Annotated in this window: 13 protein-coding genes; 12 read left to right on the top strand and 1 reads right to left on the bottom strand. The window is 50.6% G+C overall.

Annotation, left to right across the window (positions count from 1 at the left end):
* Positions 1 to 14: 14 nt before the first annotated feature.
* Positions 15 to 443: an organic hydroperoxide resistance protein gene (locus tag NYE24_RS06640; protein WP_036692467.1), complete on the bottom strand. Its 429-nt coding sequence runs from the start codon at positions 441 to 443 to the stop codon at positions 15 to 17.
* A gap of 148 nt (positions 444 to 591) precedes the next feature.
* On the opposite strand from NYE24_RS06640, the gene NYE24_RS06635 reads away from it, so the two are divergent.
* From NYE24_RS06635 to fliF, 12 genes are all read left to right on the top strand, one after another.
* Positions 592 to 1,062 (top strand): MarR family transcriptional regulator, encoded by a 471-nt coding sequence (locus NYE24_RS06635; protein WP_036692468.1) that lies wholly within the window; start codon positions 592 to 594, stop codon positions 1,060 to 1,062.
* Positions 1,063 to 1,474: 412 nt separating this feature from the next.
* Positions 1,475 to 2,632 (top strand): ADP-forming succinate--CoA ligase subunit beta, encoded by a 1,158-nt coding sequence (sucC, locus tag NYE24_RS06630; RefSeq protein WP_036724647.1) that lies wholly within the window; start codon positions 1,475 to 1,477, stop codon positions 2,630 to 2,632.
* Positions 2,633 to 2,698: 66 nt separating this feature from the next.
* Positions 2,699 to 3,628, top strand: coding sequence for a succinate--CoA ligase subunit alpha (sucD, locus tag NYE24_RS06625; RefSeq protein WP_342478321.1), 930 nt, complete (start codon positions 2,699 to 2,701; stop codon positions 3,626 to 3,628).
* A gap of 251 nt (positions 3,629 to 3,879) precedes the next feature.
* Positions 3,880 to 4,998 (top strand): DNA-processing protein DprA, encoded by a 1,119-nt coding sequence (gene dprA, locus NYE24_RS06620; RefSeq protein ID WP_342478320.1) that lies wholly within the window; start codon positions 3,880 to 3,882, stop codon positions 4,996 to 4,998.
* A 99-nt stretch (positions 4,999 to 5,097) separates the two neighbouring features.
* On the top strand, positions 5,098 to 7,194 hold the full coding sequence (gene topA / locus NYE24_RS06615) for a type I DNA topoisomerase (protein ID WP_076158269.1): 2,097 nt from the start codon (positions 5,098 to 5,100) through the stop codon (positions 7,192 to 7,194).
* A gap of 23 nt (positions 7,195 to 7,217) precedes the next feature.
* Entirely contained in the window at positions 7,218 to 8,597 is a 1,380-nt protein-coding gene (gene trmFO, locus NYE24_RS06610) for an FADH(2)-oxidizing methylenetetrahydrofolate--tRNA-(uracil(54)-C(5))-methyltransferase TrmFO (RefSeq protein ID WP_076158272.1), read from the top strand.
* A gap of 40 nt (positions 8,598 to 8,637) precedes the next feature.
* A complete protein-coding gene (gene hslV, locus NYE24_RS06605; RefSeq protein ID WP_036692475.1) occupies positions 8,638 to 9,180 on the top strand; it encodes an ATP-dependent protease subunit HslV in 543 nt (180 codons plus the stop codon).
* Between the two features lie 33 nt (positions 9,181 to 9,213).
* Positions 9,214 to 10,614 carry an ATP-dependent protease ATPase subunit HslU gene (hslU, locus tag NYE24_RS06600; protein ID WP_342478319.1) on the top strand — a complete coding sequence of 467 codons (1,401 nt, stop codon included), beginning with the start codon at positions 9,214 to 9,216 and terminating at the stop codon, positions 10,612 to 10,614.
* A gap of 376 nt (positions 10,615 to 10,990) precedes the next feature.
* Positions 10,991 to 11,398, top strand: coding sequence for a flagellar basal body rod protein FlgB (flgB, locus tag NYE24_RS06595; protein ID WP_036692479.1), 408 nt, complete (start codon positions 10,991 to 10,993; stop codon positions 11,396 to 11,398).
* Between the two features lie 6 nt (positions 11,399 to 11,404).
* Positions 11,405 to 11,851: a flagellar basal body rod protein FlgC gene (gene flgC / locus NYE24_RS06590; protein WP_036692480.1), complete on the top strand. Its 447-nt coding sequence runs from the start codon at positions 11,405 to 11,407 to the stop codon at positions 11,849 to 11,851.
* 29 nt (positions 11,852 to 11,880) lie between these two features.
* Positions 11,881 to 12,189 (top strand): flagellar hook-basal body complex protein FliE, encoded by a 309-nt coding sequence (gene fliE, locus NYE24_RS06585; protein ID WP_036692482.1) that lies wholly within the window; start codon positions 11,881 to 11,883, stop codon positions 12,187 to 12,189.
* A 34-nt stretch (positions 12,190 to 12,223) separates the two neighbouring features.
* Entirely contained in the window at positions 12,224 to 13,813 is a 1,590-nt protein-coding gene (gene fliF / locus NYE24_RS06580; RefSeq protein ID WP_036692483.1) for a flagellar basal-body MS-ring/collar protein FliF, read from the top strand.
* The last annotated feature ends 3 nt before the right edge of the window (positions 13,814 to 13,816 follow it).

Raw genomic sequence — 13,816 nt, 5'->3', positions numbered from 1 at the left:
TTGGGAAGCTATTCTTACAGCACGTTCAGTTCAACTTCGATATTGCCGCGGGTCGCGCGGGAGTAAGGACAAGCTCCGTGAGCTGCTTCTACGAGTTGCTTGGCGGTCTCACGGTCAACACCCTTGACAAGAACATCCATCTTTACGGCAATGCCGAAGCCGCCGTCTTCCACTTTACCGAAGCTGACAGTAGCCGTAACTTCTGAGCCTTCGATCTTTACCTTGCCCATACGTGCAACCATATTCAGCGCGCTGTCGAAGCAAGCGGAGTATCCGGCTGCGAACAGCTGCTCAGGATTGGTACCTTCACCGCCGGCGCCGCCCATTTCGCGTGGTGTGCTAATCGCAAGATTAAGCTTAGGGCTGTCGGATTCGATAGAACCTTGTCTGCCGCCTACGGCTTTTACTGTTGTTTCGTACATTTTCTGTTGGATGGTCATCATATTTAATCGCTCCCGTTCGTTTTCATAATGTATTGTACACAACTTAATTTAACACAATTAAAATAAAAGTCAATCTATTTCCCGCTATTAACATGATATTATGGATGAATTGTGATAAACTAATGTCACAAAGGCAGGTGAAGAAGAAATGCAAAAAGAATCTACTACAACCCCTGAGCTTATGCTGGAGAACCAGCTCTGCTTTACGATTTATGCCTGTTCGCGTGAATTTACGAAGCTATACCAGCCTCATCTGGATAAGATCGGATTAACGTATTCGCAGTATCTGGTTATGCTGGTCCTGTGGGAGAGACAGCAATGTACAGTCAAGGAGCTGGGTGAAGCTCTGTTCCTCGATTCAGGGACGCTGACTCCGCTGCTCAAGCGTCTGCAGGCTGCAGGACTAATTTTGCGTGAACGTTCTTTGCAGGATGAGCGGAAGGTGCTGATTTCATTAACAGCCCAAGGCTTAGCGCTGCGGCAGGATGCTATGGGCATTCCCGGCAAAATGGCAGAAGGCACGATGCTCTCCCCGGTAGAGTTCATAGACTTGCTGGGACAGTTCAAAAATCTCCTGAACCGGGTGCATGAAGCTAACGTTAGCAATTCGAAATCGTAGTCTCGCTCCCATATAAGAGTATAGGTTTCACCGTCCTGAATAAGGGCGGTAAAGCCGTTTCTGCATGGATGTCAATGCAATCGTTCGCATTCCGGCATGAAACCGAGCGAAAATGTATGTATAAATAGTGAAAGTTTTTAAGGAAAGCGTTTTTAAAACATGTTACAATATTCTGGGTTTCACATTCTGGCATATAGGTAATTATAGATATCACCTTGTGATAGGAACTATATGCTACTGGCAGAGAACTGTACCGTTTGCAGCGTATGCTTCAGGCGCCGGCGCTCTGCTTGTACCGGGATATTGCCGGTTAACAACCGGTCTGGACCCGGCTTTGGACAATCAAAACGGAATGCGGAATGACCGCAGGCTGCCTGCACAGGTCACCGCAACACTTTAGGAGGCTTCCGGAATGAATATCCACGAGTATCAGGGAAAAGAAGTACTTAAGAAGTATGGCGTAGCCGTACCGAACGGAAAAGTTGCTTATACAGTGGACGAAGCAGTGGAAGCTGCCGCAGCGCTGGGTACACCTGTGGTTGTAGTCAAAGCGCAGATTCATGCTGGCGGACGCGGCAAGGCCGGCGGCGTCAAGGTGGCGAAGAACAGTGATGAGGTTCGCGCGTATGCGTCCGAGATCCTTGGCAAGACACTGGTCACCCATCAGACGGGACCCGAAGGCAAGGTAGTGAAGCGGCTGCTGATTGAAGAGGGCTGTCAGATTGTCAAAGAATATTATATTGGTCTGGTTGTGGACCGCGCTTCCGGACGTGTCGTCATGATGGCATCCGAAGAGGGCGGTACGGAGATTGAAGAGGTGGCGGCTACACATCCCGAGAAGATTTTTAAGGAAATCGTGGATCCGGCGGTGGGGCTTCAGACCTTCCAGGCGCGCAAACTGGCTTACAGTATCGCTATTCCTCCCGAATTGGTGAACAAAGCAGTCAAGTTCATGCAAGCGCTATATCTGGCTTTTGTGGATAAAGATTGCTCAATTGCGGAGATCAACCCGCTGGTTGTTACTGCTGACGGTAATGTGATGGCGCTTGATGCTAAGCTTAACTTCGATTCCAACAGTCTGTTCCGCCACAAGGATATCCTGGAGCTGCGTGATCTGGACGAAGAGGATGCCAAAGAAATCGAAGCGTCCAAATTCGACCTCAGCTACATCGCACTGGACGGCAACATCGGCTGTATGGTGAACGGTGCGGGCCTGGCGATGGCAACTATGGATATCATTAAATATTATGGCGGCGAACCGGCCAACTTCCTCGATGTAGGGGGCGGTGCGACAACTGAGAAGGTAACGGAAGCTTTCAAAATCATCCTGTCCGATGACAAGGTGAACGGTATCTTTGTTAATATTTTCGGCGGAATTATGCGTTGTGATGTCATCGCTACCGGTGTAGTCGAAGCGGCAAGACAGCTTGGCTTAACCAAGCCGCTGGTCGTACGTCTTGAGGGCACGAATGTGGCACTGGGCAAGGAGATTCTCGCCGGCTCCGGACTGAATATCGTTGCTGCTGATTCCATGGCGGACGGTGCCCGCAAAATCGTTGCTCTTGTGTAAGCATAGCTGCCTTTGTGGGGAGCCAGTCTCGTATTCGACAATATAAGTGAGGATGTGACCTATCGCATGAGCATTCTTGTAGATAAAAATACGAAAGTCATCACCCAGGGAATTACCGGCGCTACGGGTTTATTTCATACAAAAGGCGCGCTGGACTACGGTACTCAGATGGTTGGCGGTGTAACACCGGGCAAGGGGGGCACTACGGTTAAGATTACCCTGGACAACGGCACCGAGAAGAGTCTGCCTGTCTTCGACACGGTTGTTGCAGCTAAGGCTGCCACTGGTGCAACTGCAAGTGTCATTTACGTACCGCCTGCTTTTGCCGCAGATTCGATTATGGAAGCGGTGGATGCAGAGATGGACCTGGTCATTTGTATCACAGAAGGCATTCCGGTGCTCGATATGGTCAAAGTGTCCAGATACATGGAGGGCCGCTCCACAGTGCTGATCGGTCCCAACTGTCCGGGTGTCATCACGCCTGGAGAATGCAAAATCGGCATTATGCCTGGTTATATTCATAAGCCGGGGTATGTCGGTGTAGTCTCCCGAAGCGGAACCTTGACCTATGAGGCCGTACATCAGCTGACGGAGCGCGGAATCGGCCAATCCTCAGCGGTGGGCATCGGGGGGGACCCGGTGAAGGGCTCGGAGTTCATCGACATCCTTAAGCTTTTCAATGAAGATCCGGGCACCAAAGCTGTTATTATGATCGGTGAGATCGGCGGCACAGCTGAGGAAGAAGCAGCTCTGTGGATCAAAGAGAACATGACCAAGCCTGTAGTGGGCTTCATCGGCGGGGTCACGGCACCTCCGGGCAAACGGATGGGTCACGCCGGGGCAATCATTTCTGGCGGTAAAGGGACGGCGAGCGAGAAGATCGCTGTGCTGGAGTCCTGCGGCATTAAGGTAGCGCCAACACCTGCTGAAATGGGCTCTACCCTCGTCAGTGTGCTTGAGGAACGCGGCATCCTGAATGCCTTCACAACCCACTAGAGCGCTTCTACGCTAGTTCGAAATGTTTTGGGGTCCCCGCAAAGTACCTGAGTTATCATCGAAGCTAAATCTTCACTTTGTGGGGTTGTTTGGTCACAGCTTTTCCTGCTGAAGCAGGTATAATGAATGTTGAAGGTAAGCAACCTTTTGTCCCGGATTATGCGGATGAAAGGTTGCTTTTTTTGGTTTAAGTCAGGTTGGGTTTAAGACAATAAGGAAGGCTGGCCCTTCCGCACGGGGAGAGAATACATATGGAACTTCGGGAGCTATTGTTCGGTCTGCATGAGATGGAGGGGATAGGGTGGAAAAGTATCGACAAGATCCGCCGGGCGGGTCTTTTGACGAATGCTGTCTTCTCCTGTTCTGCTGAGGAATGGGAGCGGGTTGGAATCAACGGTGTAATATCCGCGCGCCTGGCTGTAGACTTTAATGAAGCATGGGTGCTGAAGCGCCGCTCTTTAATGGAAGAAAGCGGTGTAGCGATGGTCACCATTCTGGACGATCACTATCCTATGCAGCTGCGGGAAACCCCTCAGCCGCCTTGGGTATTGTACTATCGTGGCCGTCTGGAGCTGGCTTCCCGTCCTTCTGTTGCTATGGTTGGGACCCGGGTGCCTACCGCTTATGGGCGCAAAGTGGGGGAGATACTGGCGGGACAGCTAAGTGCAGCCGGTCTCACGGTTGTAAGCGGCCTGGCGAGGGGGATTGACAGTGTCTGTCATGAAGCGGCGCTAGGCGGAGCAGGAGGGACTATTGCCGTGGTGGCAACCGGCCTCAATAAGGTCTATCCTCCGGATAACCGTGAGCTGGAGCGGCAGATTTCGCGGGAAGGGCTGGTTCTTAGCGAATATCCTATCGGAACTCCGAGTCATCCCGGATTATTCCCGCAGCGCAACCGGATTATCGCAGGTCTGTCACTGGGAACACTGGTAGTGGAAGCAGATAGCCGCAGCGGGTCCCTGATCACCGCTGATGCTGCGCTTGAAGCAGGTAGGGATGTGTTTGCCGTACCGGGGCCGCTGACCTCTCCCAAGAGCAGAGGGGCACTGGAGTTGATTAAGCAAGGTGCGAAGCTGGTAACCTGCGCCTCAGATATTGTGGAAGAATACGTCTCCTACCTTCCTTCCAAGGGGGCTGAATCAGCTTTAGCAGGAGCATTAGAGCAAGAGAGTCCAGCCGATCTGATGGAAAAGAAATTGACAAGTGAGGAGCTGCACCTTTACCATATACTGCATCAAGGCCCGTTTACACTCGATGAACTGCTGGCGTCAACGAGGTGGGATTTTGGACATTTGCATTCAGTTCTGTTATCTTTAATCATAAAAAAAGCGGTAACACAATTACCGGGTGCAATTTATAAGGTAATTTAATATAGAAGTAACTGTGGTAAGCATAGACATCCTGGTTCAGCCGGGTCCGAGGACTGGTTCAGGAGGTGATCTGCTTACGAACTTTTGGGAGGAAAACCTATGGCAGATGCGTTGGTTATTGTAGAATCACCATCAAAAGCAAAAACGATTGGTAAATATCTGGGCAGCAAATATATTGTTAAGGCATCAATGGGGCATATCATAGATTTGCCAAAAAGCCAGATCGGTGTGGATGTGGAGAATCAGTTTAATCCCAAATATATAACGATCCGGGGCAAGGGTTCTATCTTGAAGGAACTTAAGGATGCCAGCAAAAAAGTCAAAAAAGTTTATCTCGCAGCTGACCCGGACCGCGAAGGGGAAGCCATTGCCTGGCATTTGGCAAATGCACTGAATTTGGACAACACTCAGGAATGCCGGGTGGTCTTCAATGAAATTACCAAGCAGGCGGTGAAGGATGCCTTCAAGACACCGCGCAAGATAAATATGGATCTGGTGAACGCCCAGCAGGCGCGGCGGATTCTGGACCGGCTTGTCGGTTACAAGATTAGCCCTCTATTATGGAAGAAAGTCAAAAAAGGCCTCTCCGCCGGACGGGTACAATCGGTAGCGGTCAAGATTGTGATGGACCGGGAGAATGAAATTTCCGAATTCATTCCTACAGAATACTGGAGCATTACTGCTAAGCTAGCGATTCGGGATTCTGAATTCGAAGCCAAGTTCCACCGGCTGAACGGCGAGAAGAAGGAACTGGGCCAGGAGAGCGATGTGCAGGAAGTGCTGGAAGCGATTAAGAACGCGGCCTTCCAGGTCAAAGAAGTAAAGGAGAAAGAGAGACAGCGTCATCCATCCGCTCCGTTCACGACAAGCTCACTGCAGCAGGAGGCTGCCCGTAAGCTGGGCTTCCGCGCGTCCAAGACGATGTCTGTCGCACAGCAACTCTATGAGGGAGTTGAGCTGGGCAAGGAAGGCACTGTCGGATTAATCACTTATATGCGTACGGATTCCACGCGTCTATCCACTACAGCCCAGGATGAAGCCAAGGAGCTGATCCAAGCCAAATACGGTGAGAAGTTCATTCCCGAGACGCCGCGCCAATATTCCAAGAAGGCTGCGGGCGCCCAAGATGCGCATGAGGCGATCCGTCCGACTTCTGCACTGCGCGAGCCGGATATGGTCAAGGAATTCATGAGCCGTGATCAATTCCGGCTGTATAAGCTGGTATGGGAGCGTTTTGTGTCCAGTCAGATGTCTTCTGCGGTGCTGGATACATTGTCGGTAGACATAACAGCCGGTACAGCGATATTTAGAGCGGTAGGGTCCAAGGTCTCGTTCCCGGGCTTCATGAAGGTGTATGTGGAAGGCAATGATGACGGCACGACAGACGAAGAGAAATTTCTGCCGCAGCTGAAGGCAGGCGATGAGCTGGTGAAGCGCGAGATCGAGCCGAAGCAGCATTTCACCCAGCCGCCGCCAAGATATACAGAAGCCCGTCTCGTCAAGACGCTTGAGGAACTGGGCATAGGCCGTCCAAGTACCTATGCGCCGACCCTGGAGACGATCCAGAAGCGCGGGTACGTGGCGATTGAAGAGAAGAAGTTCATGCCGACTGAGCTTGGAGAGCTAATCATAGAGCAAATGGAAGAGTTCTTCCCAGAAATTCTCAATGTGGAATTCACCGCCCATATGGAAGGGGATCTTGACCATGTGGAGGAAGGTGCGGAGAATTGGGTGAAGGTACTCGCCCAGTTCTATGAATCCTTTGAGAAAAGACTCCTATATGCGGAAGAAGAAATGAAGGAAATTGAGATTGAAGATGAGGTCTCCGATGAACTGTGTGAGAAGTGCGGCAAGCCAATGGTCTATAAGCTGGGCCGGTTCGGCAAATTCCTGGCCTGCTCCGGATTTCCGGAATGCCGCAACACTAAGCCGATCATTAAGGATATCGGTGTAAGCTGTCCGAAATGCCATGAAGGCAAGGTAGTGGAGCGGCGCAGCAAGAAGGGGCGCGTCTTCTACGGCTGCGATCAATATCCGGGCTGTGACTTTGTCTCCTGGGATAAGCCGTCAGTGAAGCCTTGTCCTGCTTGCGGCTCCTGGATGATCGAGAAGCGCAACAAGCAGGGAACCAAGCTGCAGTGTACTTCATGCGATCATACAGAGGCTGTAATCGACAGCGATGAGTTAGCAGAATAATAGGGTTACAGGAGGAACGGAAATTGACAGAAAAAGCACAAGTAACCGTTATCGGCGCAGGTCTGGCCGGGAGTGAAGCCGCCTGGCAGATCGCTTCGCGCGGAGTTCCAGTCAGACTATATGAGATGCGCCCAGTGGTGAAGACACCGGCGCATCATACGGATCAGTTCGCCGAGCTGGTCTGCAGCAACTCACTGCGGGCCAATGGCCTTGGGAACGCGGTGGGTGTACTTAAGGAAGAAATGCGGCGTCTAGGCTCCCTGGTGCTGGGTGCAGCCGATAGGCATGCTGTTCCGGCAGGAGGCGCTCTTGCTGTTGACCGGGACGGCTTCTCCGGCGAAATCACGTCCACGCTGCATAACCACCCTCTGGTGGAAGTCATAAACGAAGAACTTACGCATATACCGGAGGAAGGGATTGTTGTTATTGCCACCGGGCCGCTGACTTCACCCTCCTTGTCTTCGGAGATTAAGGCACTGCTGGGTGAGGAATACTTCTATTTCTATGATGCAGCAGCGCCGATTGTAGAGAAAGACAGCATCGATATGAGCAAGGTCTATCTGGCCTCCCGCTATGATAAAGGCGAAGCCGCCTATCTCAACTGTCCAATGACAGAAGAGGAATTCGATGTTTTTTATGATGCGCTGATCTCGGCCGAGACGGCTGCACTCAAAGATTTTGAGAAAGAGATTTACTTTGAAGGCTGTATGCCGATTGAAATTATGATGAGACGCGGAAAGCAGACGGCACTGTTCGGCCCTATGAAGCCTGTAGGACTGCTCAATCCTCACACAGGCAAGCTGCCTTACGCGGTTGTGCAACTGCGCCAGGACAATGCTGCCGGTACGCTGTACAATCTGGTTGGTTTCCAGACTCATCTGAAGTGGGGCGAGCAAAAACGGGTATTCTCGCTTATTCCGGGCCTGGAGCAAGCTGAATATGTGCGTTATGGGGTTATGCACCGCAATACCTTTATTAATTCTCCCAAGCTGCTTCAGCCGACTTACCAGATGAAGGGACGGGAAAGACTGTTTTTTGCCGGCCAGATGACCGGGGTTGAAGGTTATGTAGAATCTGCGGCTTCCGGTATGATCGCCGGTATGAATGCAGCGAGAGCTGCGCTTGGCGAAGAGAGCCTGATCTTCCCTGAGGATACGGTGCTGGGCAGCATGCCCGCCTATATCACTTCGGCCGATCCTGAACATTTCCAGCCGATGAATGCCAACTTCGGCCTGCTGCCGAAGCTGGAGGCCCGGTTCCGCAGCAAAAAAGAGAAGAACGAACGTCTGGCTTACCGGGCGCTTGACAGCCTTGCTGCTTATGCTGCAGCCCATGAATTGACGTATACAGAGCCGGAGCCGGTGGATACTGATCCGGCAGAAGCGGATAGTCCGGCACAATAGGTTCAGACCTGTATCACCTAATCTGAGGAGGGTGTCCATCATGTTACCCAGCTTTCATGCAACTACGATTTGTGCGGTAAGACATAACGGCCATGCGGCGATTGCCGGTGATGGCCAGGTTACGTTCGGAGAGAGTGTCATTATGAAGACGACGGCCAAGAAGGTCCGCCGCTTGTACAGAGGCCAGGTTATTGCCGGGTTCGCAGGCTCCGTTGCTGATGCGATTACCCTGTTCGAGAAGTTCGAGGGGAAGCTCGAGGAGCATCACGGCAATCTTCAGCGGGCGGCGGTGGAGCTGGCCAAGGATTGGCGCCAGGACCGCATTCTGCGCAAGCTGGAAGCGCTCATGATCGTAATGGATAAGGAAGGCATGCTGCTGATCTCCGGCAACGGTGAAATTATCGAGCCGGATGATGATGTGCTGGCGATCGGCTCCGGCGGTAACTTTGCGCTGGCTTCCGGGCGGGCACTTAAGCGTCATGCTCCTCAAATGGGTGCCGGTGACATTGCCAGAGAAGCGCTGCAGATTGCATCCGAGATCTGTGTATATACCAATTCCAATATCATTGTCGAACAGTTATAGGCAAGGTGCCATATATAAAGGGAGGAAGTCACAATGGTGAATCAATCGCTTACGCCACGCCAGATCGTAACAGAGCTTGACAAATATATCGTAGGTCAAAAGCAGGCCAAGAAATCAGTGGCTGTTGCCCTCCGCAACCGGTATCGGCGGAGTCTGTTGTCCGAGGAGCTGCGGGATGAGGTTGTGCCTAAGAATATACTAATGATTGGACCTACCGGTGTAGGTAAAACAGAGATTGCCCGGCGTCTGGCCAAGCTTGTTAACGCCCCGTTCATCAAAGTTGAGGCCACCAAATTTACGGAAGTCGGCTACGTGGGGCGCGATGTGGAGTCGATGGTCCGCGATCTGGTTGAGACCTCTATCCGTATGGTGAAGCTGGAGCGCACCGAAAAGGTGAAGGACCGCGCAGAAGAGCTGGCGAATGACCGGATTGTGGCGATCCTGGTCCCGTCCTCCTCGAAGGGTAAATCGCAGCGCAATCCGTTTGAGATGATTTTTGGCGGAAACAACGGCGGGACGGAAGATACTAAGGAAGAGCCGGAGGACGGAAGCCTGAGCGAACGCCGCAGAGGGATCAAGTTCAAGCTGCTTGCCGGCCAGTTGGAAGATGATGTCATTGAGATTGATGTCGAGGACACGACGCCTTCGATGATGGATATGTTCGCGGGCCAGGGGAACGACCAGATGGGCATGAATATGCAGGAGATGTTCGGCAACCTGCTGCCTAAGCGTACGAAGAAGCGTAAGTTGCCGATCCGTGAGGCCCGCAAGGTGCTGATCCAGGATGAAGCGGCCAAGCTGATTGACACAGACGACATGATTCAGGAGTCAGTAGCCCGCGCAGAGCAATCCGGGATTATTTTCATCGATGAGATCGATAAGGTAGCCAGCCAAGGCAAGGGCTCAGGTCCCGATGTATCTCGTGAAGGCGTGCAGCGTGATATTCTGCCAATCGTCGAGGGATCAACAGTCATGACCAAATACGGGCCTGTGAAGACAGACTACGTGCTGTTCATCGCTGCAGGCGCTTTTCATATTGCCAAGCCTTCAGATCTGATCCCTGAGCTTCAGGGACGTTTCCCGATCCGTGTGGAGCTGAGCAGTCTTACACTTGAGGACTTTGTATCTATTCTTACGGAGCCTGAGAACGCACTTACGAAACAATATGTACATTTGCTGCAGACGGAGAACATTGAAATCCAGTTCCAGAAGGAAGCTATTCAGGAAATTGCCAAGATCGCGGCCTCCGTGAATCAGAATATGGAGAACATAGGGGCACGGCGTCTTCATACAATCCTGGAAAAGCTGCTGGAGGATCTATCATTTGAGGCGCCTGAGCTGACGCTCGACAGGGTGGTCATCACTCCGGAGTATGTTCGCGAAAAACTGGCAGGAATCGCGCAGGACCGCGACTTAAGCCAATATATCCTTTAAGATGACAGAGCCATAAAATCATCAATATAGGTAATTCGAATTATGGTTATGTAAATTTGATTCTAAATTCATGCATAAAAAGTTAAAAAATTCTATAATAAAGCAGTAAATGTAATATAAAAGGAAAATAATTGTAAAAACATGCTTTAAGCCCTCTCTTTTCTGAAAAGATAGGGCTTATTTCTTATTGTAATAATATACAAATTCTAAGAGAATCAATGTATGTGAGATTGATATAAGAATCATTCATCGACATGGTTCGACTTAATGACGAATATGTTGTGAAAAAAATGACTTTATTTGTCGAAAATAAGCAGGGATTTGAACAAAGTTGTGGAATTCTTTTCATTATGATAGGTTTGGAAGGGGGATTACTATGGGTTTGCTGAACAGTGTCAGTTTTCAAAGATTACAAGGAGGCCTTGATGCCGCCACCAAACGACAAAGTGTTCTGGCTAATAATGTAGCAAATAATGATACACCAAATTTTAAACGTTCAGATGTTAGCTTTGAGAGCTTCCTGAGAGATCAGGAGGGCGGACTTAAAGCTACTCTGGGTGCGAAGGTTTCAGACTCCCGCCATTTCCGCTTCGGGACAGTAACCGGCATGCCGGCTGCTGTGGTCAGTACCGATGAGACTACATCTATGAATAACAACGGCAATAATGTGGATATGGATCGTGAACAGGCGCTGAGCGCCGAGAACCAGCTGAGATACAACTCTTATGTAGAACAGCTGAACAGTCAGATCACAATGATGCGTACAGTTGTACAGGGAGGGTAATAAATAATGAACTTTGGCAGCAGCTTTGGTATTAGCGCCTCGGCTTTAACCGCCCAGCGTCTGCGGATGGATGTGATCTCCTCCAATATCGCCAACGCCGAGACCACAAGAGCCTCCGTGGTGGACGGCAAAGCCGTACCTTACCGCCGTAAGCTCACAGTTCTGGAAACTACCCAGGCTGACAGCTTCGCGAATATACTCGGCTCCAAGATGAGCGGCGGCAATGATGGCGTCAAGGTGAAATCGATTATCGAGGATTCTTCTCCGCTCAAGCCCGTATATAATCCGAGCCATCCTGATGCGGACGCTGACGGTTATGTATATATGCCGAATGTGGATGTGACCAAGGAAATGGTGGACATGCTGTCTGCCTCGCGTTCTTACGAAGCGAATGTTACGATGCTGAACGCATCCAAATCCATGGTGACCAAGGCGCTTGAAATCGGCCGGTAAAATGAATTGACTGTCTAGGAGGAGAAGAATTGATACAGAATTTATTGATCGGGAACCAGGCGGTTCAGCCGCTCGCTATGAAGTCCGTAGCTGCAGAATCCTCAGCCGTGCAAGAGCCGGGACAGAGCTTCGGTTCATACCTGGAGAATGCGCTTAACCAGGTAGCAGATCAGGAAGAACAGGCGAAAGACATGAGTAACAAATTTGTACTGGGAGAGGTCAACATTGATGAGGCTATGATTTCGTCCCAACAGGCATTGCTGAGTTTGCAGTTGACTACACAAGTCCGGAACAAAGTAATTGAAGCCTATCAGGAAATTATGAGAACTCAAATCTAAATGATCCTAGCTACGTTTCGGATGGGGTGACACTGTGAATGAAAGATTGGCCCAGTACCGGGAGAAGATAACCCAGTATTGGAACAGATTCAGCGGTAAACAGAAGATAATGTTTTTCTCCACTCTGTTTATTATCATTATAGTAATCGTAGTTACGACTATGCAGTTATCGAAGGTAGAATACGAGGTTGCTTTTCAGGACCTGGACAGTACCGATTCAGCGGGAGTTATGAGTTATTTGGATACATCAGGGGTGTCTTACCGTTTAAGCCCGGATGGCAAAAGTATCTCCGTTCCCAGCACGGATGCTGCACGTATCAAGATAGCTGTTGGTTCTCAGGGGATCGTTCAGCAAGGGTCAATCGGGTACAAGGTGTTCAATGAATCCTCGTCCATGATCGGCACTACAGACAGTGAATTCAATGTTAAATACAACAATGCGCTTAATGGTGAAGTTGAACAGCTGATGAGAAGGATGCAGGGGATTAAAGACGCCAAGGTTCTCATTACTCTGCCAAAGGAGACGGTATTCGCCTCACAGGAGGATCAGGAGAAAGCGCAGGCTTCCGTGGTGATGAGCTTTGATCCGGGATTCAGACCCTCCCAGGAGAATATTGACGGTTACTTCAATCTCGTGAAGACCGCTGTCCCGAATCTTCCCATCGACAACATTACGATCACTAACAACGAGGTGGAACTGAAACCGACGGCCAAGGGCGGCCAGGCGGGGATCTCCAGCCAGGTTGAAGAGAACTTCGCACTCAAGAAGAAATTCGAAGATGATGTCAAGAAAGATGTCAAACAATTCCTGAGTACCCTGACAGGTCCCGACAAGGTCGATGTCCTGGTGTTCTCCAAGCTTAATTTCGATAAGGAGAACAGAAAGGAAGATGTTGTAGTACCGGTGGATGCTGAGAATATGAAGGGGATTGAGATCAGCTCGCAGATTATCAGCAAAACGTTCTCGGGCCAAGGGAACACATCCGGAGGAGTCGCGGGTACAGGGTCTGAAGATGTTGCAGGTTATCCTGCTGGGGCTGACACAGGTGCTTCTTCTTCTGAGGAATCATCGGAGACAAGGAACTTTGAAGTTACGAGAATCACCAAAGATATTATCGCAAGTCCATATACTGTAAAAGATTTAACCATAAATGTCGCGGTTGAACCACCTGCAGGACAAACAACTTTGGACGAGGCTACTTCAGGAGCGATACAAAACATTCTGGTCAACATTGTCCGCGCCTCGCTGGCAGATTCAGGTATTACTTATACAGACGCGGACCTGACCAAAAAAGTTTCGGTATTCTCGCAACAATTTGGAGGTGCCACTGCCGAGAATACATCCGGAGGACTGGCAACTTGGATGATCTGGGCCATCGGTGCGGCTGCTCTGCTGGTCGGTGCAGGCGGAGGTTATCTGATCTACCGCAGCCGCAAGAACAAGCAGGAGGAAGAGGTGGAAGAAGATATTCCGCTGCAGGTTCCTACCGAGTTCCCTTCAATTAATATGGATAGCGTGACGAATGAAAGTCAGGTCCGCAAGCAGCTGGAAAGTCTGGCGAAGAAGAAGCCGGATGAATTCGTAAATCTGCTCCGCACTTGGCTTGCTGAAGAACAGAGGTGAAGA

Origin of the sequence: Paenibacillus sp. FSL H7-0350, assembly GCF_038593195.1 — a bacterium.
In the GTDB taxonomy this organism is placed as follows: domain Bacteria; phylum Bacillota; class Bacilli; order Paenibacillales; family Paenibacillaceae; genus Paenibacillus_AQ.
This window is presented reverse-complemented; position numbering and strand designations above follow the sequence as displayed.

What these genes read in the sequence shown, in the direction of transcription:
- hslV (WP_036692475.1), top strand. Translation starts at nt 8,638, where the DNA reads ATGTTACCCAGCTTTCATGCAACTACGATTTGTGCGGTAAGACATAAC.
- hslU (WP_342478319.1), top strand. Translation starts at nt 9,214, where the DNA reads ATGGTGAATCAATCGCTTACGCCACGCCAGATCGTAACAGAGCTTGAC.
- NYE24_RS06640 (WP_036692467.1), bottom strand. Translation starts at nt 443, where the DNA reads ATGATGACCATCCAACAGAAAATGTACGAAACAACAGTAAAAGCCGTA.
- sucC (WP_036724647.1), top strand. Translation starts at nt 1,475, where the DNA reads ATGAATATCCACGAGTATCAGGGAAAAGAAGTACTTAAGAAGTATGGC.
- dprA (WP_342478320.1), top strand. Translation starts at nt 3,880, where the DNA reads ATGGAACTTCGGGAGCTATTGTTCGGTCTGCATGAGATGGAGGGGATA.
- flgB (WP_036692479.1), top strand. Translation starts at nt 10,991, where the DNA reads ATGGGTTTGCTGAACAGTGTCAGTTTTCAAAGATTACAAGGAGGCCTT.
- topA (WP_076158269.1), top strand. Translation starts at nt 5,098, where the DNA reads ATGGCAGATGCGTTGGTTATTGTAGAATCACCATCAAAAGCAAAAACG.
- NYE24_RS06635 (WP_036692468.1), top strand. Translation starts at nt 592, where the DNA reads ATGCAAAAAGAATCTACTACAACCCCTGAGCTTATGCTGGAGAACCAG.
- flgC (WP_036692480.1), top strand. Translation starts at nt 11,405, where the DNA reads ATGAACTTTGGCAGCAGCTTTGGTATTAGCGCCTCGGCTTTAACCGCC.
- sucD (WP_342478321.1), top strand. Translation starts at nt 2,699, where the DNA reads ATGAGCATTCTTGTAGATAAAAATACGAAAGTCATCACCCAGGGAATT.